The following is a 20,709-nucleotide window of genomic DNA, read 5'->3' as shown; positions in this document are numbered from 1 at the left end:
AGGTCAGAGGCGCCCGGGCAGACGCGTTTCCGCGCAGGGGTGGCCGTACGGCAAGATGGGGTGTATCTGCCCACTGCCAGATTCAAGCTGCCGGACGGTTTCTCTTGGCTGAGTTCATTTACACCATGCGCAAGGCGCGCAAAGCGCACGGCGACAAGGTGATCCTCGACGACGTCACCCTGAGCTTCCTGCCGGGTGCCAAGATCGGTGTCGTCGGCCCGAACGGTGCCGGTAAGTCGACCGTGCTGAAGATCATGGCGGGGCTGGAGCAGCCCTCCAACGGTGACGCGTTCCTGTCGCCCGGTTACAGCGTCGGCATCCTGCTCCAGGAGCCCCCGCTGAACGACGACAAGACCGTCCTGGAGAACGTCCAGGAGGGTGTCGCCGAGATCAAGGGCAAGCTCGACCGGTTCAACGAGATCGCCGAGCTGATGGCGACCGACTACTCCGACGCGCTGCTCGACGAGATGGGCAAGCTGCAGGAGGAGCTGGACCACGCCAACGCGTGGGACCTCGACGCCCAGCTGGAGCAGGCCATGGACGCGCTCGGGTGCCCCCCGGGCGACTGGCCCGTCACCAACCTCTCCGGTGGTGAGAAGCGCCGCGTCGCGCTCTGCAAGCTGCTGCTGGAGCAGCCCGACCTGCTGCTCCTCGACGAGCCCACCAACCACCTCGACGCCGAGTCGGTGAACTGGCTGGAGCAGCACCTGGCCAAGTACCCGGGCACCGTCGTGGCGATCACCCACGACCGGTACTTCCTGGACAACGTGGCCCAGTGGATCCTCGAGCTGGACCGCGGACGTGCCTACCCGTACGAGGGCAACTACTCCACGTACCTGGAGACCAAGGCCACCCGTCTGAAGGTCGAGGGCCAGAAGGACGCCAAGCGGCAGAAGCGGCTCAAGGAAGAGCTGGAGTGGGTGCGGTCGAACGCCAAGGGGCGCCAGGCCAAGTCCAAGGCCCGTCTCGCTCGGTACGAGGAGATGGCCGCCGAGGCCGACAAGATGCGGAAGCTGGACTTCGAGGAGATCCAGATCCCGCCGGGCCCGCGCCTGGGCAGCATCGTCGTCGAGGTCGACAAGCTCAACAAGGCCTTCGGCGAGAAGGTCCTCGTCGACGGGCTCAGCTTCACGCTGCCGCGCAACGGCATCGTGGGCGTCATCGGTCCGAACGGCGCCGGCAAGACCACCCTGTTCAAGATGATCCAGGGGCTGGAGACGGCGGACTCCGGTGACATCAAGGTCGGCGAGACCGTCAAGATCTCCTACGTCGACCAGAGCCGCGAGAACCTCGACCCGAAGAAGACGCTGTGGGAGGTCGTGTCCGACGGGCTCGACTACATCAACGTCGGCCACGTCGAGATGCCGAGCCGGGCGTATGTGTCGGCATTCGGCTTCAAGGGCCCGGACCAGCAGAAGCCGACCGGCGTCCTGTCCGGCGGTGAGCGCAACCGCCTGAACCTGGCGCTGACCCTGAAGCAGGGCGGCAACCTGCTGCTCCTCGACGAGCCGACCAACGACCTCGACGTGGAGACGCTCTCCAGCCTGGAGAACGCGCTGCTGGACTTCCCCGGCTGCGCCGTCGTCGTCTCCCACGACCGGTGGTTCCTCGACCGTGTCGCCACGCACATCCTCGCCTACGAGGGTGAGTCGAGGTGGTTCTGGTTCGAGGGCAACTTCGAGTCCTACGAGAAGAACAAGATCGAGCGGCTCGGCCCGGACGCCGCGCGTCCGCACCGCGCCACCTACAAGAAGCTGACCCGGGGCTGATCGATCTTGCGCCACATCTACCGCTGCCCGCTGCGCTGGTCGGACATGGACGCGTACGGCCATGTCAACAACGCGGTCTTCGTCCGCTACCTGGAGGAAGCCAGGATCAACTTCCTGTTCCGCCCGGACAAGGAGTTCAAGCAGGGGTCCGTGGTGGCGCGCCATGAGATCGACTACAAGCGGCAGCTCGTCCACCGGCACCACCCGGTGGACATCGAGCTGTGGGTCACCCGGATCCGGGCCGCGTCCTTCACCATCACCTACGAGGTGAAGGACGAGGACGTCGTGTACGTGCGCGCCTCCACGGTGGTCGTGCCGTTCGACTTCGAGAACCAGCGGCCGCGCCGGATCACCGAGGAGGAGCGCGAGTTCCTCCAGGAGTACACGGACGACGCCTCCGAGGAGGCCGTCGCCGCATGACGGTGCTCCACCTGGCCGACGAGACGGAGGCGGCCGACCTCGCCGCCTTCCTCTCGCGGCTGCTCCACTACGACCGTGGAGCGGCGGTGCGCCTGCAGGCGGCCGGGACCGCGCTCGCCGTGTTCGGGCGGCCGCCGTCCTTCGAGGTGCTGGCGGTCCGCGCGGTCCGGCTGGCGAAGCCGTACGAGAACGGACTCGACGTCACCCTCGACGTGACCGTCTCCGCCGGTGAGTTCCTGGAGTCCCTGGACGAACGGGCGGCCACGGCCGCCGTGCCGGCCGCGGTCACCGGACCGCCGTGGGCCGGCGTCCTGCCGCCGCGCGGCGGCTGGCAGCCCGAGCCCGGGCTGCCGGCGCCGGACGCGCTGCGTACGACGGTCGCCGAGGCCGTCGCCGAATTCCGGTCCCGTACCGAGGAGTTGGCGCCGCAGAGCCGTACCCGTGCGGAGCTGGACCGGATCGGGCGGGACATCTGGTCCCGGGAGATAGCGCCGACCCGGCTTCCCGTGCGGGCCGTGCACGCGGCCCAGTCGCTGGGCTTCCTGCGGCCGGGGACCGGCGCGGCCGACACCGGTCTGTTCTCCTCGGGTGCGTGGCTCAGGCTGCGCACGCCGTACGGGTCCGTCGCGGTGCGGCGGGCGGGGCTGGGTGCGCTCGGCGTCAGCGTGCGCTGACCGGCCCGGCTACCTCTCCTCGCTGTCGTCCGGCCACACCCCGATGTGGTCCGACTCCAGTTCCAGGGCCACCCGGTCGCGCATGTCGAGGGCCTTGGTGTACTCGGCGGGCAGCTGGAGACGGCCCGCGCGGTCGAGCATGGCGTACTCGCGGGCGACAACCGTCTCGTGGCCCGTCGTGGCGTCCACCTGGCTGCGGCGCAGCACCTCGGTGGACGTGCGGCCGTCGCGGATGGCGACCGTGCGGCGGACCTCGCCGGCCACCGCCTGGTCGTGCGTGACGATGACGATGGTGGTGCCGAGGGTCTCGTTCGCCGCGCGGAACGCGTCGAAGATCTGTGCGCCGGTCTGGGAGTCGAGTTCACCGGTGGGTTCGTCGGCGAGCAGGACCGCGGGGGCGTTCGCGAGGGCCACCACGATCGCGACGCGCTGCTGCTGGCCGCCGGACATCTCGTGCGGGTGGCGGTCGCGGCAGTCGGCCACCTGGAGCAACTCCAGGAGTTCCAGGGCGCGTTCGGTACGGGCGTGGCGGCGCGTCCGGGTGCCGGACAGCTGGAGGGGGAGAGCGACGTTCTGGGCCGCGGTGAGGTAGGGGAGCAGGTTGCGCGAGGTCTGCTGCCAGACGAAGCCGACGACCTCGCGGCGGTAGGCCAGGCGGTCCTTCGCGGTCATGGTGAGCAGGTCGCGGCCGGCGACCCGGGCCGCTCCCGCGGTGGGGGTGTCGAGGCCGGCGAGGATGTTCATCAGGGTGGACTTGCCGCTGCCGGAGGCGCCGACGAGCGCCATCAACTCGCCCTCGCGGACGAGGAGGTCGAGGCCCTGGAGGGCCTGTACCTCGACGCCGTCCGCGGAGAAGATGCGGACGAGGCGGTCGCAGGTGATGAGGGCGTCGTGGCCGTAGGCGGGGCGGTTGCGGGCGTCCGTGACGCGGTTGGCCAGCTCGGTGAGGGTGGGGTCGGTCGTCATGGGGTCTCCTGCGTAGGTGCCCTGTGCTGCTGCCGGACGCTCATCGGCCTTCTCCCGCCCGCAGTTCCCGTACCGACCCCCGTCTGCCCGTCCACCAGGCCTGGACCGCCGCGACTCCCACCGCGAGCACCACGACCGTGACGGCCGGGACCGTCAGGGACCACAGGTCCGGGCGGAGCACGGCCCGGCCCGTCGGGGTCCGGGCCGAGGCCAGGGCGATGGTGGTGAGGTCGATCCCGGGAGAGAGGAGCCGGACGGCGGCCCAGCCGGTGAGGGTGCCGCCGAGGGCGGCGAGGAGGGCCTGCGGGAGGGACTCCAGGATCAGCAGACGGCGGCCCTGGGCGCGGGTGAGGCCCATCGTGCGCAGCCGGGCGAGGAGCGCGGCGCGTTCCGGGGCCGCCCGCAGCAGGGCGAGGAGCAGGGCGAGGACGGCGAAGCCGGCGCCCGCCGCCACCGCCGCTTTGTACACGTGCCCGGCGCCGGTCTGCAGGGGCGAGTCGGCGTAGCGGTCGCGCTCCTCGGCACGGACGCGGACCGTGGCCGGGGCGGGGGCCGCACGGCGCAGCGCGGCCCCGTCGAGGTGGGCGCCGGTCAGCAGCAGCGACGTCGGCCGGGTGGCCGCGGCGGGGAGTCCGGCACGGTCGACGATCAGGAAGTCGGCCCCGGGCACGGCCGGGGTGGTGTCGCGGACGGTGGTGATCCGGACGGTGACCGAGCTGCCGTCGTCGAGCCGTACCGGGAACGAGCGCCGGGTGCCGTAGGCCCGGGCGACGGACGGCGAGGCCAGGGCGGGAAGCGGGTCCGCCTTCCGCAGCCCCCGGGCGGGAAAGGCTCCCAGTCCGGTTCCGGCCGACAGCTTCCCGTAGGTCCCGGGATCGACTCCGGCCAGCGGCACGGTCTCCTCCCCGTCGTCCGGTCTGGCCTGGTACGCGATGCTCACCGCCGCCACCCCGCGCACGCCGGGCAGCGCGCGCACCCGGGCGGGCAGGTCGGCGGGGAGCGGGGTGTCCGCGTCGAGGCGGGCGTCGGCGCCGACGGTGAACAGGGCCGCGTGGTCGCGGGCCGCGGCCACGCCCGCCAGCACCGAGCCGCCGAAGGCCGCCGTGGTCAGGGCGGTCAGCAGGGCCAGCAGGGGCAGTACCGCCGAGGCCCGGGTGCGGCCGGCGCGGGCCAGGGAGAGCGGTGCCACCGCGCCCCGCAGCCGGCCGGCCGGGCGGGCCAGGCGGCGCAGCAGCAGCGGGTAGAGGCGGAGCAGCAGCAGGGCCGCGATGACGCCGGTCAGTACCGGTGCCAGCGACACCAGTCGGCCTGCCGAGGTGCCTCTGTCGCGCAGGGTGGCCACCGCCCCGGCCGCCAGCACCAGCAGGGTCAGTTCGGCGACCGTGCGGCGGCGGGAGGGGCGGACCGAGGCCATGTCCTCCCGGGGGCCCGTCAGCCGCACCGAGCGGTGGGTGAGCGCTGCGTGCAGCGGAAGGGCGGCGCAGGCGGTGAGGGTGACGGCGAGGGCGGCGGCGACGGCGTAGCCGTCGCGGGCGGCGGGGAGGAGGACGAGGGCGGCCGCGAGGCCGGCCGCCCCGGCGGGCACGGCGACCACGGCGGTCTCGGCCAGCAGCCGCCCGGTGAGGCCGGGCAGCGAGGCGCCGCGGGCGCGCAGCAGGGCGAGTTCGGCCCGGCGCCGGTCGGCGGCCAGGCCGCCCGCCATGAGCAGGACGACGGCGGCGACCGTGGCGGTGCCGGCGGCGGCCACCCCGACCAGCGGGGAGATGCCCGAGCGCAGCCGCGAGAAGGCGATGACCACGTCGTCCAGACCGGTGCCCACGTCCAGGTCCGGATCGGTGAGGGAACGGGCCCGCCGCAGGTCCGGCCCGGACTCCAGCGACGCGACGGCGGACCGCAGCCTGCCGAGATCACGGGCGTGCCGGCTGCCGGTGCCTGGAGCGAAGTGCCAGTAGCGGTAGGGATCCCTGCCGATGCCCAGCACGGTGAGGGTCGCCTCCGGGGGGAGCAGGAGCGCGCCGTGCCAGTAGGTCTGCGGCGGGCCGGGGTCGGGCAGCCGTTCCAGCGCGGGCGTGCGCAGCAGCGGCACCGTCGACCAGTAGGCGCCGGCCGGGTCGCGCGGGGCGACGATTCCGGTGATCCGGACGGCGAGGGTGCCGGCGAGCCAGGGCACGTGGATGACGGAACCCGGTTTGATGTGCAGGGCCTTGGCGGTGGAGGCGGAGACCGCGGCCTCCGTCTCGTGCGTGTCCGGGTCCACCCGGCCCGGGGCACGCGGCAGCCGGCCCTCGCGGACGCGCGCGTGTACGGCCAGGCCGCTCTGCGCGACCAGCGTGACCTTCGCGGGCAGGCCGGTCGGCCGGGGGAGCCACGGTTCGAACACCGAGCTGCCGTCCTCGGTGGTGACGCCGTACGCCGACTGGGCGCGGTCGACGGACACGGAACCGTCCACCACGGGCAGCAGTTTCCCGAACTGCCGTTTGAGGGCCGCGGGGCTGAACGAGACGTCCGGATCCGTGCCGGACGCGCCGTACGCCGGCATCGCCGCGGTCGCCCGTACGGTGGTGCGCTCGGGGCGCGCCTGGTCGAGGGCGTGCCGCAGGCCCGCGTCCTCGTACCGGTCCACCGCGCGCGGCAGCGCGCCCGCCAGGCAGGCGGTCAGCGCGACCAGCAGCGCGAGCGCCAGCGCGGCACCGGGAGCGGCCCGCAGCCGGGTCCGCACCCAGGGCGCGACCACGGCCGGTTCGGAACGCACGTCACTCACCCCCCTGTTCACGCAGTGCCCGGGCCGGATCGGCCCGGCGCAGGGCCGTCACCACGGCCACCGCCAGCGGCGCCGCGGCGACGCCCGCCAGCAGCAACGCCACTCGTCCGGGCGGCAGTTGGACCAGCAGATCGGGGACGGGCCGGGAGGCCTCGCCGGTCAGCACGATCAACGGGAGCACTCCACGGGCCAGTACGGCGCCCAGGACGGTGCCCACCGCGAGGGCCAGGCCCACCAGTACGGCGAGTTCGGCGGCGACCGTGCGGGCCAGCCGGCGGCGCGGGGCGCCGAGGGCGCGCAGTACCGCGAAGTCCGCCTCGCGCGCCCGCAGCGATCCGGCGGCGCCCACGGCGAAGCCGACCGCGGCGAGCGCCGCCGCCACCACGGCGGCCGCGGTGAACGCGGCCGTGGGTCCGGCGCCGAAGGGGTCGTCGCGCAGCCCGGCGGCGATCTCGTCGCGGACCACCACCTGTTCGGGGTCGACGTCCGGCAGCGCCCGTACCGCGGCGGCCACCCGGGCCGCGTCACCAGGGGCGGTCCGCAGCCACCACTCGTCGGGTGTGGCGCCTTCCCCGTACCGCGCCTGCAGTGCCCGGTTCGCGGCGCGCAGGTCGACCAGGACCGCGCCGCCGTCGTGGGCGGCGGAGTCCGCCGGGGCGCCGGTGGTGGGCAGCGCCCGTACCGACCGGACGATCCGCACCGGCAGGCTCTGGTCGCCGACCGTGACGTCCAGGCGCTGGCCGGTACGGGCGCCCGCCGAGCTCAGGAACCGGTCGGTCGCGACGGCCCGCACCTCGGGCGGCGCGGGCCGCGCCACCTGGAGCTGCACGGACACCGTGGCGATGGTCCAGATGTCGGCGTCCGGCAGGTAGCCGGTGCCGTAGGAGAAGGTCAGGGGCTCGGTGGAGACGATCCGGGGCCGGGTGGGGGTGGTGTGCGGGGACGAGACGGCCGCGCCGCCGGTGTGCACGTCCGTGGCCCAGGACGCCGGCAGGGTGAGCGGGTGCCGGGTTCCGTCGGTGCCCTCGGCGGTCAGGCCCCTGAGCGTCAGCCGGTGCCGCTCGGCGCGCTCGGCGGGCTGGGTCATGTCGAGCTGGAGCCCGGTGAGCAGCGCCGGGCCGGGGGCGGAGCCGAGGTCGACGACGAGGGTGTGCGGGCGGCCGTCGGCGGGCACCAGCCCGGCCGGCATCGGGTACGGCACCCCGGCCCCGTCCTCCAGCCGGGCCGTGACCTCGGCGGTCGTCCCGGGTCCCGTGGAGCTGTGCAGGCTCGCCGTCAGCCGCAGCCGCGCGGTGTGCGCCGGCACCCGGGCCCCCACCGGGGAGTCCTTCGGCGTCAGACCGGACAGCAGCGACTTCACCGGTTCGTCCGCCAGGTCGGGGCGCATCAGCAGCGCGTTCGCCGCGTGCGCGGTGTCCACGGCCAGCACCGTCGCCGTACGGTCCCCGGACAGGCCCTGCTCGCCGCGTACGGCGGGCACGGCCCCGCGGACGTGCGGCAGGGCCGCGTACGTCTCGGTACGGCCGAGTCCGCCCTGCCCGGCGTCCAGCACCCGCACCGGCGACCCGGCGCGGAAGTCGGCCTGGTCGTCCTGCGAGCGGTTCCAGGAGGCGCCCTGGCCGATGGCCAGCATGCCGAGCGCGACGGCGAGCACGAGCAGCAGCACCGGCCCCGCCGCGCGTGCGGTGCGGCGGCTGAACTGCCAGCCGGCCAGCGCCGCCGGCAGCCCCCGCCCGGCCGCCGCCCACCGTTCCGCGAGCCGCGCCACCGGCGGCAGCAGGCGCAGCGTCAGCACGGTCCCGGCGAGCAGCGCCAGCGCGGGCGCGGCGACCAGCACCGGATCCACCCCGAGCGCCCCCGACCGGTCGGTGGCGACGCCGCCGGAGCCCTGCTGCCCCAGCTGCCAGTAGGCGACCCCGGCCACGGCGAGCAGGCCCAGGTCGGCGCCCGCGCGAAGCGGAGTGGGGACGAGACCGCCACCCGCGCGGCGGGCGCGGGCACCCTGCGGGCCCGCGGGACGGCGCCCGCGCACCCGGGGGACGCGCGGACCGCGCGTCCGGCCGGACGCCGTGTCCCGCAGTCCGCGCAGTCCGCGCCGCCCGGACGGTTCCGGGCCGGCGCCCGTCAGCGCCGGAAGCGTCACCGTCAGCGCGCAGCCCAGCGCCACTGCCACCGCCACCAGCCACACCCCGGGGCTCCCGGCGGGCGGGAGGTCGAGGCGCAGGTCGAGGCGGGTCAGCGGGCCGTGGGCGGTGAGCAGGGTGGTGAGCGGTCCGGCCAGCAGGGGCGCGCAGAGGGCCGCGGGGAGGGCGAGCAGCAGGGACTCGGCCCCGGCGAGGGCCGCGATCCGGGGGCGGGAGGCGCCGCGCGCCCTGAGCAGCCGGGTCTCGGCGGCCCGTTCGGTGCCCAGCAGCCGGGCCACCAGCAGCAGCGCGTACCCGCCGAGCAGCACGAGTTGCAGCGCGACGATCAGCAGGGTGGAGCGGGCGACGAGCATCGAGCGGTCGATCCGGTCCAGCACGTCCGGCAGCGAGGTCGTCGCCGCCGTCGCACCGCGCAGGGCCGGGGCCTTGCGCAGCTCCCCGCTCCCCGCCCGCACGGCCCCGCGCAGTTCCCCCGTGCGCCCGGTCGTCATCGCGCCGAAGTCGGCCGAGGCGAGCCAGGCCGTGCCACCGGTGCTCACCCGCCCGCCGGCGAGGACCGAGGGATCGGCGAGCAGCGGCCCGTACGTGGTGAAGCCCGCCTTCTTCACACCGCGGCCGAGCAGGTCGTCCAGCCGCCAGTACGGCGCGTTCGTGGCGGCGGGCCGGTACAGCCCGGTGACGCGCACCCGGACCTTCCGGTCGCCGAGCCGGTCGGCCAGGGTGAGGCGGTCGCCCGGCTCGAGCCCGAGCGGCCGGGCGGCGGCCTGGGGGACGGCCACCTCGATCTCGCCGGCCCTGCGGCCCGGGAGCCGCCCGGCGGTGGGCCGCACCTGGGTGTGGTCCAGCGCCGCGAAGTAGGTCAGGTCCGGGTCGCCCGAGCGCAGCGCGGGCGGCCGCAGGGACAGGGGCAGCGCGTACGGGCCCGAGCGGCGCAGCGTCCGCACGGTCACCGGCAGCCCGTCGAAGGTCTTCCGCGCGCCCTCGCGCACGGCGCTGTCGGCGGCGGCGTGCTGCCCGGCGGGGACGTCGGCCTTGACGGTCAGCGCGGTGGCGGCCGCGTTGCGCGGGTCGTTCAGCACATGGCGCAGCGACGCGTCCCCGATCGCGCCCGAGTACGCCGTGAGCGTCGCCAGCACGGCGGTGGTCAGCAGCACCGTGAGCAGCGCGGAGCCGAGCAGCAGGCGGTGTGCCCGCGCGCGTGAGACGACGAACCCCGTCACCCGACCCCCGTGTCGTCCGGACTTCCGTAAATCTGTCTGGATCTCGGGTGATGTTCGCAGAGCCGACCAGCCACGGGTAACCGGTTCCCGACCGGTCTATACCGGATCGTGACCGGAATTCGGCGCCGGACGACCGGAATTCGGGATTCTGACGGTCAGTCCGGGGTGTTGACCATCGACTGGGCCGCGTACGTCAGGTAGTTCCACAGCGTCCGCTCGTGCTCCTCGGACAGCCCCAGCTCGTCGACGGCCACCCGCATGTGCCGCAGCCAGGCGTCGTGCGCCGCGCGGTCCACGGTGAACGGGGCGTGCCGCATGCGGAGGCGGGGATGGCCGCGGTTCTCGCTGTACGTGGTGGGGCCGCCCCAGTACTGCATGAGGAACAGGGTCAGCCGCTCCTCGGCGGGGCCCAGGTCCTCCTCCGGGTACATCGGCTTGAGGAGCGGGTCCTCGGCGACCCCCTCGTAGAAACGGTGGACCAGCCGGCGGAAGGTCTCCTCCCCGCCGACCTGCTCGTAGAAGGTCTGCTCCTGAAGCGTGCCGCGCCGAATCTCATTCACCCGTCCATGGTCTCAGACCGGGTGACCCAGGAGTCCGGGCTCAGGACCTGCCGACCGTCCCAGGGACCGGCCGTACCCACTCGCCCCTACTGTGGACACATGGGCGCCTACGACACCGAGACCGGCCCACTCGCCGCCGCGGCGCGGGCCGCGCTGGTGCGGGAGATCGACGCCGACGGGACCTGGGACGAGGACCCGGTCTGGCGGGAGGCGTTCATGGAGGTGCCGCGGCACCTGTTCGTCCCGTACTACTACGTCGGCGTCCGGGGCGGCTACGAGCGCCGCTGGGGCGAGAGCCCGGACCCGCGGGCCCGGGAGCGCTGGGTGCAGGGGGCCTACCTCGACGTCCCGCTGGCCACCCGGCTGCGCGACGGCGAGCTGCTCTCCTCCAGCAGCCAGCCCTCGCTGATGGCGCGGATGCTGGTGGCCCTGCGTGTGCGGGACGGCGACCGGGTCCTGGAGGTGGGCGCCGGCACCGGCTACAACGCGGCCCTGCTCGCTCACCGGCTCGGCGACGACGACCTCGTCACCACCGTCGAACTGGAACCGGAGATCACCGAGTCGGCCGTCCGGCACCTGGCGGCGGCCGGGTACCACCCGGTGGTCGTCACCGGCGACGGCGCGCGCGGAGTCCCCGAACGCGCGCCCTTCGACCGGATCATCGCCACCTGCGCGCTGCCCACCGTGCCGCTCGCCTGGGTCGCCCAGTGCCGCCGCGGTGCCCGCATCCTGACCCCGCTGGCCACCGGCCTGCTCGCCCTCACCGTCCACGACGCCGGGCACGCCGAGGGCCGCTTCCTGCCCTCGCCCGCCTACTTCGTGCCGCTGCGCGGCGCGGGCGGCACGGAACCCGAGGCGGTGTCCCTGGCCGGACTGCCGAGCGGCGCCCGCGAGAACGAACTTTTCCAGTTCCTGCTCGCCCTGACCCGGGGCGCCCTCGAGCCGCGGGAGGCCCACGCGCTGTGGGAGCGCGAGGGCGGCCCGGACCGCGCACGGTACGGCGTCTCGGTCAGCGGCGAGCGCGCCCGGGCCTGGCTGGACGACCCGGAGGGACCCCACACCTGGCCCCTGCCCTAGGGCCTGGCGCCAGGGTGGGTCCGTTCAGCCCCTGCGGACGGTGATCGTCGTCCAGGCGCCGACGTGGACCCGGTCGCCGTCCTGCAGTGGCACCGGCACGAACGGCTGGATCGGCTCGTCGGAGCCGTTGACGGTGGTGCCGTTCGTCGAGTTCTGGTCGACGATCGCCCAAGTGCCGTCCGGCTGCTGGACCAGCACCGCGTGCTGGTGCGAGACACCCGGGTCCTCCGGCGGCACCGACAGGTCGATGTCGGGGGTGTCGCCGGTGGAGTGCCGGCGGCGCCCGATGGTGACCTGGTTGCCGGTGAGGGTGCGCTGCTGCTCGGGCGAGTACGCGGGCAGGTTCAGGCCCGTGGCCTCGGGGCCCGAGCGCTGCATCATCGCCATGAAGTAGTCGCGGTCCGGGCCGATGGTCGCGATCCAGGTGGCCGGCCGCTGCGGCGCCTGCGGGAAGCCGGGGCCGGGTGGGGCCTGGGTGGCGCCGGGCGGCGGGTAGCCGTAGCCGCCGCCGTGTCCGCCGCCCGGACCGCCGGACGACGGCGGGGAGATCACCCAGTCGTCCTCACCGCCGCCGAACGCCGGACCGCCGGCCGGGGGCCGGCCGGTCTCCTGCGGGAAGGCGGGCGGCGCGGGCGGGCCGGGCTGCTGGAAGGCCTGCGGCACACCGCCCGCCGGTCCGCCGGGGCCGGCGGGCGGGGTCGGCCGGGGCGGCGGCGGAACCGGACGGGAGGGGTCGCCACCGAAGCCGGACGGGCCGGGCGCACCGGGGCCGCCGGGACCGGAGGGCTCACGGCCGAAGGGCTCGTGGCCGAAGGGCGGGGGACCGGACGGACCGCCGGGAGCACCGGGGCCACCGGGGCCCTGCCCCTGGCCGCCGAAGCCCGACGGGGGACCGGACTGGGGCCGGCCGCCGCCGAAGGCACCCGGGCCGCCCTGGCCGCCCGAGGTGGGCGGCGGGCCGGACGGGCCGCGCTCGCCGGCGAACGGCGTCGGGCCCGACGGCTCGCTGCCGAAGGACGGGATCGGTTCCGCGGGCCGGTTCACCTGCGAGGGCCGCGAGCCCTGGTACTCGTACGAGTCACCGCCGCCGTAGGTCGCGCTCGGCGGCTGGAAGCGGGGCTGGGCCGGGCGCGGGGCGGCCGGGGTGTAGGAGGTGGCCGTGTTGGTCAGGAAGTTCCACCGGCACTCCTCGCAGAAGGGCGCGCCGCCCTCGCGGGGCGTACGGCACTGCGGGCACAGCTCCGGCTCGGGCGCACCGGGCGCCTGCGGGCGGCCGCCGGGCTGGGTGCCCTGCGGCGGCGGCGGGAAGCCGTAGCCGCCGGCGGCCGGGGGCGGCGGCGGGGGTGGAGGCACGGCACCGGCCATGCGGTGACCGCAGACCTCGCACCAGTCGTCGGAACCCGACTGGTGTCCGTTCGGGCAGGTCGGCATGTCGGCGCTTCCCCCTCTCCTTCAGGGTCCTACTCAGTCCTGCGTGGTCGGTTGTTGTGTCACTTCTTTACACGAACAGTCTTTGTGGACCGTGTCTCGAGAGTCATCTCGTCGGCCTCCTCGACCTTCGCCTTCAGTCGCACAGTACCCGTCGCCGCGTCGACGACGTCCACCACCTTCGCAAGCAGTTTCGCAGTATCCGCGTTCCCAGAGGCACTCGCGAGCTGAACAGCGCGCCCCAGTTTGGCCGTTGCTCCATCGAAATCGCCCGCTTTGCGAAGGTCGAGCCCTTGCTGGATGGCTTGTGCCAGTTCGGCCTGCCCGGTGTAGTGCGCGACTTGGGGGTTGATCGAGGTCGAGGCGGCCATGTCGTCGGTCCACACGGCCCGTACGAGCCCCTGTGCGCCGAGGTTCTGTGCCGTTCCGTCCGGTTGTGGCACCACCAGGAAGACCCGCGCGGCGAGCATCTCCTGGCCCAGACCGGCCGCGGGGACCTCCACGCACAGGTGGTAGTCGCGGGACTCGTCGCCCCAGGACCCGGTGGGATAGTCCCCGGCGCGCGGACCGGCCTCCGTGCGCCGACCGGTCAACTCCTCTACCGTGGGCGCCACTTGCTTGACATACCTGATGGTCGTGCCGACCGGCGTCCACACCCTCAGCGCGACGTCGGCGACCTCCTTGCCCATCGCCGTCTCCATCATCCGCGTGAAGTCGGCGGCCAGGCCCGCCGGGTCGGCGACGATGTCGGCGGTGCCGAGCAGCGCCGAGGCGATGCCTGTGACTTCTTTCACTTCCCAGTCGGTGCCCACGCCCCGCGCGTCACAGGTGAACCGGCCGGCGCACTCGGCGAGCGCGGCCCGAAGGTCCTCCGGTGACTCGTGCTCGTTGCGTCCGTCGGTGAGCAGGATGCCGTGCCGGATGGCGACGTCCGCAGAGGACAGCAGCCGGTCGGCGAGCCGCAGCCAGGTGCCGATGGCCGTACCGCCGCCCGCGCTGAGCCGGCGCAGTGCCTGCTTGGCCTGGTCGCGGGTGGTGGCGTCGGCGACCGCGAGCCGGCCGCCGCCGGGGTAGACCTCCTTGGCGACGTGCGTGCCGCCGATCACCGCGAAGTGCACGCCGTCGCGCAGGGTGTCGATGGCGGCGGCCGTGGCGTCGCGGGCGTTGCGCATCTTGGTCGGCGGGTAGTCCATGGAGCCCGAACAGTCGACCATGATCGCCACCGCGGCGGAGGGGCCGTGGCCGGGCGTGTACAGGTGCGGGGCCGCGACGGCGCTGCCGACCGTGCCGCCGCCGGTCGCGGTCACGGTGACGATGGCGTTGACCTCGCGGCCGCCCTCGGGCAGGTACTCGTTCTGGTAGACGTCCACCGAGAACTGCGGCACGTTCGACTTCGCGAAATTGGCCATGATGGTTCAAATCCCCCTCGGACACCCCGCTGACGCGAGGCAATGCGTGTGGCCGGACCGGTCCCCTCCGGCCCGTCGAGGCTTCCCCGTTCCGTACGGCCTCAGGCCGATCCTGCCCCCTGCGGGGGCGCGGGGAACGGCAGCACGGCCACTGTTACGTTGTCGTGGCCCCCGCCGTCCAGGGCATGGCCGACCAGAACCCGGGCGCTGTGCAGCGGCCGCGCGGCCGCGTCCGGCGGAACGACCTCGGACATCTCGTCCGCCGTCTCGGCGTAGTTCCACAGCCCGTCGGTGCACACCACCACGACACCGGGCCGGTCCGGCTTGAAGGAGGCGGTGTGCGGCTCCAGTTCGTAGGCGTCCGCGCCGAGCCAGCCGGTGATCGCGTGGGCGCGCTCGTCGGCGTACGCCTCCGCCTCGCTCATCAGACCGGCCGCGACCATCTGCGCGGCCCAGGAGTCGTCCTCGGTCAGCCGGGCCGGGGGCTGGCCGCGGTCCGCCGGCACCCAGTAGGCGCGGCTGTCGCCGACCCAGCCGACCACCAGCAGCCCGGAGGTGACCACCGCGCCGACGATGGTGCAGGCCGGCGCGTTCTGGTGCGGGGCGTGCTCGCGGGCCGAAGCGGGCTCCTCGGCGAGCGCGTTGACGGCCTGCGCGGCGGCCACGATCGCCTCGTGCATCGCCTGCTGCGGGTGGGTGCCGCGCGGCAGGGCCGCCAGCAGGGTGTCACCGGCCGCCTGGGAGGCGGCCGTCGAGGCCTCGTCGGGGCGGGTCGCCGAGGACACGCCGTCGCAGACGACGGCCAGGACCGCGGGCGAGCCGTCGGGCAGCGCGGTGTGGGCGACGCTGAAGGCGTCCTCGTTGCGGTGGTGGCGCAGGCCGCGGTCGCTGACGGCGGCGACCGGGCCCGACTCCCGCTCCATGTGGTCGCGTTCGCGGGGCTGGGCGTGCCCGCAGTTCTCGCAGTAGCCGTCGTCGTCGACCCGGCCCGCCCGGCACGCCACACACACCTTCACGGGCTCCTCCGGTACGGCGGCGTCGGCCGCGACGCGCGGATCCGGCGCCTGCAGCGGGTACTCGTCGGGCTCCGGGTGCCGGTCGAAGCGGACGCCGGGCGTGGCCGGTTCCTGTTCCTGCGGGTGCAGGGCCTTGCCGCCCGAGTCGGTGCCCGGCAGATCGGTCGGCAGATGCACCGCCGGCGGGGTGCTGCCGGAACCGGCCGGCTCGGGGGCGGGCCAGTCCACGCCGTTCCCGGGCGCGGCGGAGCCGGTCATGGTGAGCGTCGGATGGTCCTGCGGCGGGGCGGGCACGACGGAGAGGTCGTAACCGCACGCGCCGCAGAAGAGGTCACCCGACTCGAGCGGCTCCGCGCAGCTCGGGCACTTCGCCAGTGCGGCCTGCTGGGGCATCTGCGACATCAACTACACCCACGTCCGGGGGCGGTAACGGTTGGCCCGTTCCACCAGCTCGATCCTCTCCTCGCCGCCGGGCGCCAGCCGGGCCAGCGTGCGGTACGCGCGCTCCAGGCCGAAGCGGAGGCCCCGCTCGTCCAGACCGCTGCCGAGCAGCACCCGTCCGCCGGCGGCGGGCCGGTCGGTGCCCTGGCCTCCGGAGAGTATCCAGTCCAGCGCGCTGCCGAGCACCTCGGCGGACAACTGCTCGCGTCGGGACGGGTCCAGACCGTAGGCGTCCAGCGCCTCGACCTGGCCGGCGGCGGCTGTCAGGTCGTCAAGGAACGGTACGTCACCCGCGCTCGCCGTGCGCTGTCTGAGCCGGGCCCGGACGGCGGCGACCCGGGCGGCCGTGTAGTGGATGGAGGATTCCGGCACCGACTCCAGGGTGCGCACCGCACCGACGCGGTCCCCGGCGGCGAGCTGGACCCGGGCCAGACCGAAGGCGGCGCTGACGAAGCTCGGGTCGGTCGTCCACACCAGGCGGTAGTACTCGGCCGCGTTGTCCAGCTGGCCGAGCACCTCCGCGCACAGGCCGAGCGCCAGCTTGGGCGCGGCCTCCCCGGGGAAGGCGTCGTAGATCGCGTCGAAGGAGAGCGCCGCGCCCTCGAAGTCGCCGGTGACCAGGGCGGCCACACCCCGGTACCACACCACCCGCCAGTCGTCCGGCCGTTCCTCCTCCAGCTTGGCCAGCGACATCAGCGCGCCCTGGTGGTCGCCGCTCTCCAGCCGGGCGCGGATCTGCCGCAGCCGGGTCTCGACGGTCCGTACGGGCGCCGCGTCCAGCGCGCTGATCAGCTCGGCGGGCGCCGACGCCATCAGGCCCGCGAGGAAACCCGCGTTGGGGTCGCCGGGGTCGACCAGCGGGACGGGCAGGGCGAGGGCGGCGGCCGAGGTGTCCACGAGCTTGACGAGGGCCGCCGGGGGCAGCGCCGGGGCGGACTCGGCGGTGCGCACCGCGCGCGCCCCCAGCCGCGAGACGTCCCCGTGCAGCTTGGGGAACAGCTCCGTGTCCGTGACCTTCACCTCGGGCCCGAACAGCGTCGACAGCGCGGGCCTCGCCTGCCCGGTCTGCAGCGAGACGACCTCGCGGAGCACACCGGTCAGTTGCTCGGACATCTCCTGCGCGGAGGCGAAGCGGCGCGCCGGGTCCGGGTCGGTGGCGCGCACGAGGAGCCGGTAGAAGGACTCGTAGCGGTGGAAGACCTCGATGTTGTCCGGGTCGGGCAGGGAGTCCACGAAGACGTTCGTGTAGCCCTGGAAGTCGAAGGTCAGCACGGCGAGCGTACGGCCCACCGTGTACAGGTCGCTCGCCACCGACGGACCGACCTCGGCGACCTCCGGCGCCTGGTAGCCCACCGTGCCGTAGATCGCCGACTCCTCGTCGTCCATGCGGCGCACGGCGCCCATGTCGATCAGCTTGAGCTGGTCCTCGGTCTGGATGGCGTTGTCGACCTTGAAGTCGCAGTACAGCAGGTTGCGGCTGTGCAGGTGACCGAGCGCCTCGAGGGCCTCGATGCCGTAGGCGCAGGCCTGTTCCACCGGCAGCGGATCGCGCCGTCCGTCCGGCGTGCGGCGGGCGTTGGCGATCTCCTTCAGCGACTTGCCGCCGACGTACTCCATGACGATGTAGCCGTCGAGTGAGCCGGTGCGCTGGTCGAGGTGCTCCACGAAGTTGTAGATCCGCACGATGTTGGCGTGCTCGATCTCCGCGAGGAAGCGCCGCTCGGAGATCGCGGCGGCCATCGCGTCCTGGTCGCCGGTGTCCAGCAGGCCCTTGAGCACCACCCAGCGGTCGGAGACGGCCCGGTCCACGGCGAGGTAGATCCAGCCCAGGCCGCCGTGCGCCAGACAGCCCGCGACCTCGTACTGGCCGTGCACGATGTCCCCGGCCTTCAGTTTCGGCACGAACGAGTACGGGTGCCCGCACTTGGTGCAGAACCCCTCCGTGCGCCCCGGCCGCTCACCCCGGGCCCGGCCGACCGGAGCCCCGCAGTCGGAGCGCGAGCAGAACCGCTTCCGCTCGGGCACCTCCGGGTTCTCCAGCACCATCGCGCGCGGGTCGGGCCGCGGGACCTGTGGCACCGAGACCAGACCGGCACCCAGCCGGCCGCGCGTGGACGTGCCGGAGGACGAGCCCGAGCTGCGCACCGACACCGACCGGCCGGTGGACCTGCCCGACAGGGAGCGGGAGAGCCGCCCCGACACCGAGCGCCGCGACCTCGACGACTGCGAGGACGTACGCGAGCTGCGTGAACTGCCGCTGCCGGCCGATCCCTTGCCGCCGGAGGTGATCCCGGTGGGCGGCGAACCGACCGAACCGCTCACGGACACCACGGGCGCGAGGCCGCAGGTGTCGCAGTACAGCTCACCGCCGCCGACGTCCTCGTACGTCCCCTCGCAGCCCGGCCGCTGACAGGTGCGCTGTGGCTGGCTCACGCGTGCTCCCCCTTCCGGTCCTCGGGCCCGTGCTGCTCGGGCACCCTTGGCGCGCCGAGCAGTTCGGCCGTCGCCTGCTGGTAGCGCAGCACGGCCTGCTCGGCCACCCGCAGGTCGCAGGGCGCGCTCCACAGCATCCGCCGGGCCGCGTCGTACCGTTCCACCAGCAGCGCGTCCTCGGCCAGCCCGTGCCGGGCGACCTTCGCCTTGTATGCGTCGAGCCGGCCGCGCAGCTCGGCGCGGACCGCGAGCGGCGCGGTGACCGCCGTCAACGACTCACGGGCGCGCAGCAGTTCGTCCTCCGCCCGCTGCTCGAGGGACTCCAGCAGCGGGGAGAGCCGGTGCCACTGCGCCTGCCGACGGTACTCGGCGGCCGTCGCCAGCTGCTCCTGCAGTACGGTCGGCGGCCCGCTGACCACGGGCACCTCGGTCGCCGCGATCTTGGCGAGCACCTCCCCGCGCGCGGTGCGCGCCTCGGCGAGGGTGCGGTCCGCACGGGAGAGCACGTCCCGCAGCCGGATCAGCCGCGCCTCCGCGTCCTGCCGCACCGTCAGCACGGCGTCGATCTCCCGGCGCACGTCCTCCAGTGCGCGCGCCTCACGGTCGTACACCGTGGTGTCCGGCCGGCCGCCGCCGGGTGCCGAACTGCCCTCGGTGGGCGTCCAGAAGGCCAGCGGGTCGCGGACCACGTCCTCGCGCAGCCTGGTCAGCGTGCGTGTGATGCGCTCCAGGTCGTCCCCGGCCGGGTGCTCGCCGGGGCGTACACCGACCGAGTGCGCGAGCTTGCGGGTGCGCTGGAGCTCCGCGGCGAGTAAATCGATCCGCGCGGGCAGCGCCGACCAGACCGCGTCGGCGGCGACGACCATGTCCAGCGATGAGGCGTACAGCTCGTTCATCCGGTCGACCAGAGCGGCCAGCGAGAAGCCCTCGCTGAGCTTGGCCGTGTGGCCGCTCGCGCCGCCCGGGACCGTGACGGACTCGCCGCGCAGCAGCTCGGTCAGCTCCGCCAGGTCCTCGCGGCTGGACCAGCGGCGCCGGGCGCGGATCTCCCGGGCGGAGCGCAGCGCGGCCGTGTAGGCGTCGAAGTACGCCCACAGCAGGGTGATCGACGCCTCGGCGGCCGTCCAGCGGTCCCTGGTGACGCCGGTGAGCTCGGCGCCTTCGAGGAGCCTGCGGCCCGCGTGGTCCTGGAGGGCGAGCAGCGAGGTCTCGATCGCCTCGTGCTCGGCGCCGAGCCGGGCCAGCGCACGGTCCACCTCGTCCCGGTCCATCACCGGCCCGGCGGGGTCCGTGACGCCCATCGATCACCTCTCGCTGCTGTGTGGTTGGCCTGGGTCGGGGTTCGGTCGGGGTCAGCTCTTTCGCAGGTACTGCGGCGCGGGCGGCTTGGACGGGCCCGAGTCCTTCCCCAGTGTGGCCGACAACCAGGTGTCGTACGACGCCTGCCAGCCGTTCGCGCGGTAGTCGACCAGGATGCGATTGACCCGGCGTACCAGATCGGTGGCGTCCTTCTTCATCGCCACGCCGTAGTACTCGGTCGTGAACGCCTTGCCCTTCAGTTCGACCGTAGGGTCCTGGGCGGCCTGACTGGCGGCGAGCGCGCCGTCGGTGACCACCGCGTCGACCTCGCCGAGCTGCAGCCTGACCAGGCAGTCGAGCTGGTTGGGAACGGTGGTGGAGATGTCCGTGGAGGCCGGCAGGGTGCCCTTGTCCCGGTCCGCCTTCAGCTTGCCGTAGGCGGTGGACCCGGACGCCGTGCAGATCCTCTTGTGCGCGAGCGTGTCGTCGTAGCCCGTGATGGACGACGACTTGGGTGCCAGAACCTGCTGCCCGGTCTTGAAGTAGGGCGCGGAGAAAGCGACATCGGCGAGCCGTTGGCAGGTGATGGTCATCGTGCGGACCACCATGTCGACCCGGCCGTCCTTGATGGCGGGGATGCGCTGGCTGGTCGGTATGGCCTTGAACTGGACGGCGTCCGGGTCGCCCAGGATGTCCTCGGCGATCCTGTGGACGAGGTCGATGTCGAAGCCCTCCAGCTCCGCGCCCTCGGTGTTCGGGTTGCGGTAGCCCCAGTGGTAGCTGTTCTGGTCGACGCCGACGACCAGCTTGCGCTTGGCGCCCGTACGGGACTTGATGGCGTCGATGGTAGGGCCGTCGGCGCCGGACGGCGACAGCGTCTGCTTCTGCGCCTCGGAGTCCTCGCAGTCGTCGGCGCGCGCCTGGCTGCCGGTGACCACCCGCTGGCCGGTCCGGCCGACCCCGTCCGGGGTCTGCGTGCGGGGCAGCAGCAGGACGAACGCCAGCGCCAGGGCGCACAGGACCGCCATCGCGCCGACCCCGCCCCAGCCTCGCAGGGAGGCCCGTACACGGCTTGCGTACATCGTCCAGCCC

At 74.1% G+C, this 20,709-nt stretch carries 15 protein-coding genes; 5 read left to right on the top strand and 10 right to left on the bottom strand.

The window, feature by feature from the left end; all coding sequences use genetic code 11:
- Window positions 1–104: 104 nt before the first annotated feature.
- Genes ettA through AC07CM_RS07665 form a run of 3 tightly spaced genes read left to right on the top strand, consistent with a single transcriptional unit; the run spans window position 105 to window position 2,863 of the window.
- Complete coding sequence (gene ettA, locus AC07CM_RS07675; RefSeq protein ID WP_478875421.1) at window positions 105–1,769, top strand: energy-dependent translational throttle protein EttA; 1,665 nt, start codon at window positions 105–107, stop codon at window positions 1,767–1,769.
- Between the two features lie 6 nt (window positions 1,770–1,775).
- Window positions 1,776–2,189 carry an acyl-CoA thioesterase gene (locus AC07CM_RS07670; RefSeq protein WP_478875420.1) on the top strand — a complete coding sequence of 138 codons (414 nt, stop codon included), beginning with the start codon at window positions 1,776–1,778 and terminating at the stop codon, window positions 2,187–2,189.
- Complete coding sequence (locus AC07CM_RS07665; protein WP_478875419.1) at window positions 2,186–2,863, top strand: DUF8185 domain-containing protein; 678 nt, start codon at window positions 2,186–2,188, stop codon at window positions 2,861–2,863. Before AC07CM_RS07670 ends, AC07CM_RS07665 begins: the two co-directional genes overlap by 4 nt.
- Before the next feature lie 9 nt (window positions 2,864–2,872).
- Here AC07CM_RS07665 and AC07CM_RS07660 read toward each other — a convergent pair whose 3' ends face one another.
- The 4 genes from AC07CM_RS07660 to AC07CM_RS07645 form a co-directional block, all read right to left on the bottom strand.
- Window positions 2,873–3,829, bottom strand: a complete 957-nt coding sequence (locus AC07CM_RS07660; protein WP_478875418.1) for an ABC transporter ATP-binding protein — start codon at window positions 3,827–3,829, stop codon at window positions 2,873–2,875.
- A gap of 40 nt (window positions 3,830–3,869) precedes the next feature.
- Window positions 3,870–6,581, bottom strand: coding sequence for an ABC transporter permease (locus AC07CM_RS07655; protein ID WP_478875417.1), 2,712 nt, complete (start codon window positions 6,579–6,581; stop codon window positions 3,870–3,872).
- 1 nt (window position 6,582) lies between these two features.
- Window positions 6,583–9,954 carry an FtsX-like permease family protein gene (locus tag AC07CM_RS07650; protein ID WP_478875416.1) on the bottom strand — a complete coding sequence of 1,124 codons (3,372 nt, stop codon included), beginning with the start codon at window positions 9,952–9,954 and terminating at the stop codon, window positions 6,583–6,585.
- 155 nt (window positions 9,955–10,109) lie between these two features.
- Window positions 10,110–10,514: a globin gene (locus tag AC07CM_RS07645; RefSeq protein WP_478875415.1), complete on the bottom strand. Its 405-nt coding sequence runs from the start codon at window positions 10,512–10,514 to the stop codon at window positions 10,110–10,112.
- A gap of 99 nt (window positions 10,515–10,613) precedes the next feature.
- On the opposite strand from AC07CM_RS07645, the gene AC07CM_RS07640 reads away from it, so the two are divergent.
- A complete protein-coding gene (locus AC07CM_RS07640) occupies window positions 10,614–11,591 on the top strand; it encodes a methyltransferase domain-containing protein (protein WP_478875414.1) in 978 nt (325 codons plus the stop codon).
- A 24-nt stretch (window positions 11,592–11,615) separates the two neighbouring features.
- Here the strand turns inward: AC07CM_RS07640 and AC07CM_RS07635 are convergent, their stop codons facing one another.
- From AC07CM_RS07635 to AC07CM_RS07620, 4 genes are all read right to left on the bottom strand, one after another.
- Window positions 11,616–13,022 (bottom strand): FHA domain-containing protein, encoded by a 1,407-nt coding sequence (locus tag AC07CM_RS07635; protein ID WP_478875413.1) that lies wholly within the window; start codon window positions 13,020–13,022, stop codon window positions 11,616–11,618.
- A gap of 59 nt (window positions 13,023–13,081) precedes the next feature.
- Complete coding sequence (locus AC07CM_RS07630) at window positions 13,082–14,428, bottom strand: vWA domain-containing protein (protein ID WP_478875412.1); 1,347 nt, start codon at window positions 14,426–14,428, stop codon at window positions 13,082–13,084.
- Window positions 14,429–14,529: 101 nt separating this feature from the next.
- Window positions 14,530–15,846 (bottom strand): PP2C family protein-serine/threonine phosphatase, encoded by a 1,317-nt coding sequence (locus AC07CM_RS07625; RefSeq protein WP_478875411.1) that lies wholly within the window; start codon window positions 15,844–15,846, stop codon window positions 14,530–14,532.
- Between the two features lie 3 nt (window positions 15,847–15,849).
- Window positions 15,850–17,964, bottom strand: coding sequence for a serine/threonine-protein kinase (locus AC07CM_RS07620; RefSeq protein WP_478875410.1), 2,115 nt, complete (start codon window positions 17,962–17,964; stop codon window positions 15,850–15,852).
- Between the two features lie 31 nt (window positions 17,965–17,995).
- Between AC07CM_RS07620 and AC07CM_RS07615 the strand changes: the two genes are divergently transcribed.
- A complete protein-coding gene (locus tag AC07CM_RS07615; protein ID WP_478875409.1) occupies window positions 17,996–18,295 on the top strand; it encodes a hypothetical protein in 300 nt (99 codons plus the stop codon).
- 19 nt (window positions 18,296–18,314) lie between these two features.
- Here AC07CM_RS07615 and AC07CM_RS07610 read toward each other — a convergent pair whose 3' ends face one another.
- Complete coding sequence (locus AC07CM_RS07610; RefSeq protein ID WP_478875408.1) at window positions 18,315–19,619, bottom strand: coiled-coil domain-containing protein; 1,305 nt, start codon at window positions 19,617–19,619, stop codon at window positions 18,315–18,317.
- Between the two features lie 51 nt (window positions 19,620–19,670).
- A complete protein-coding gene (locus AC07CM_RS07605) occupies window positions 19,671–20,699 on the bottom strand; it encodes a glutamate ABC transporter substrate-binding protein (protein WP_478875407.1) in 1,029 nt (342 codons plus the stop codon).
- Window positions 20,700–20,709: the final 10 nt, after the last annotated feature.

The sequence above is a fragment of the Streptomyces sp. NPDC044061 genome (assembly GCF_056434305.1).
This window is presented reverse-complemented; position numbering and strand designations above follow the sequence as displayed.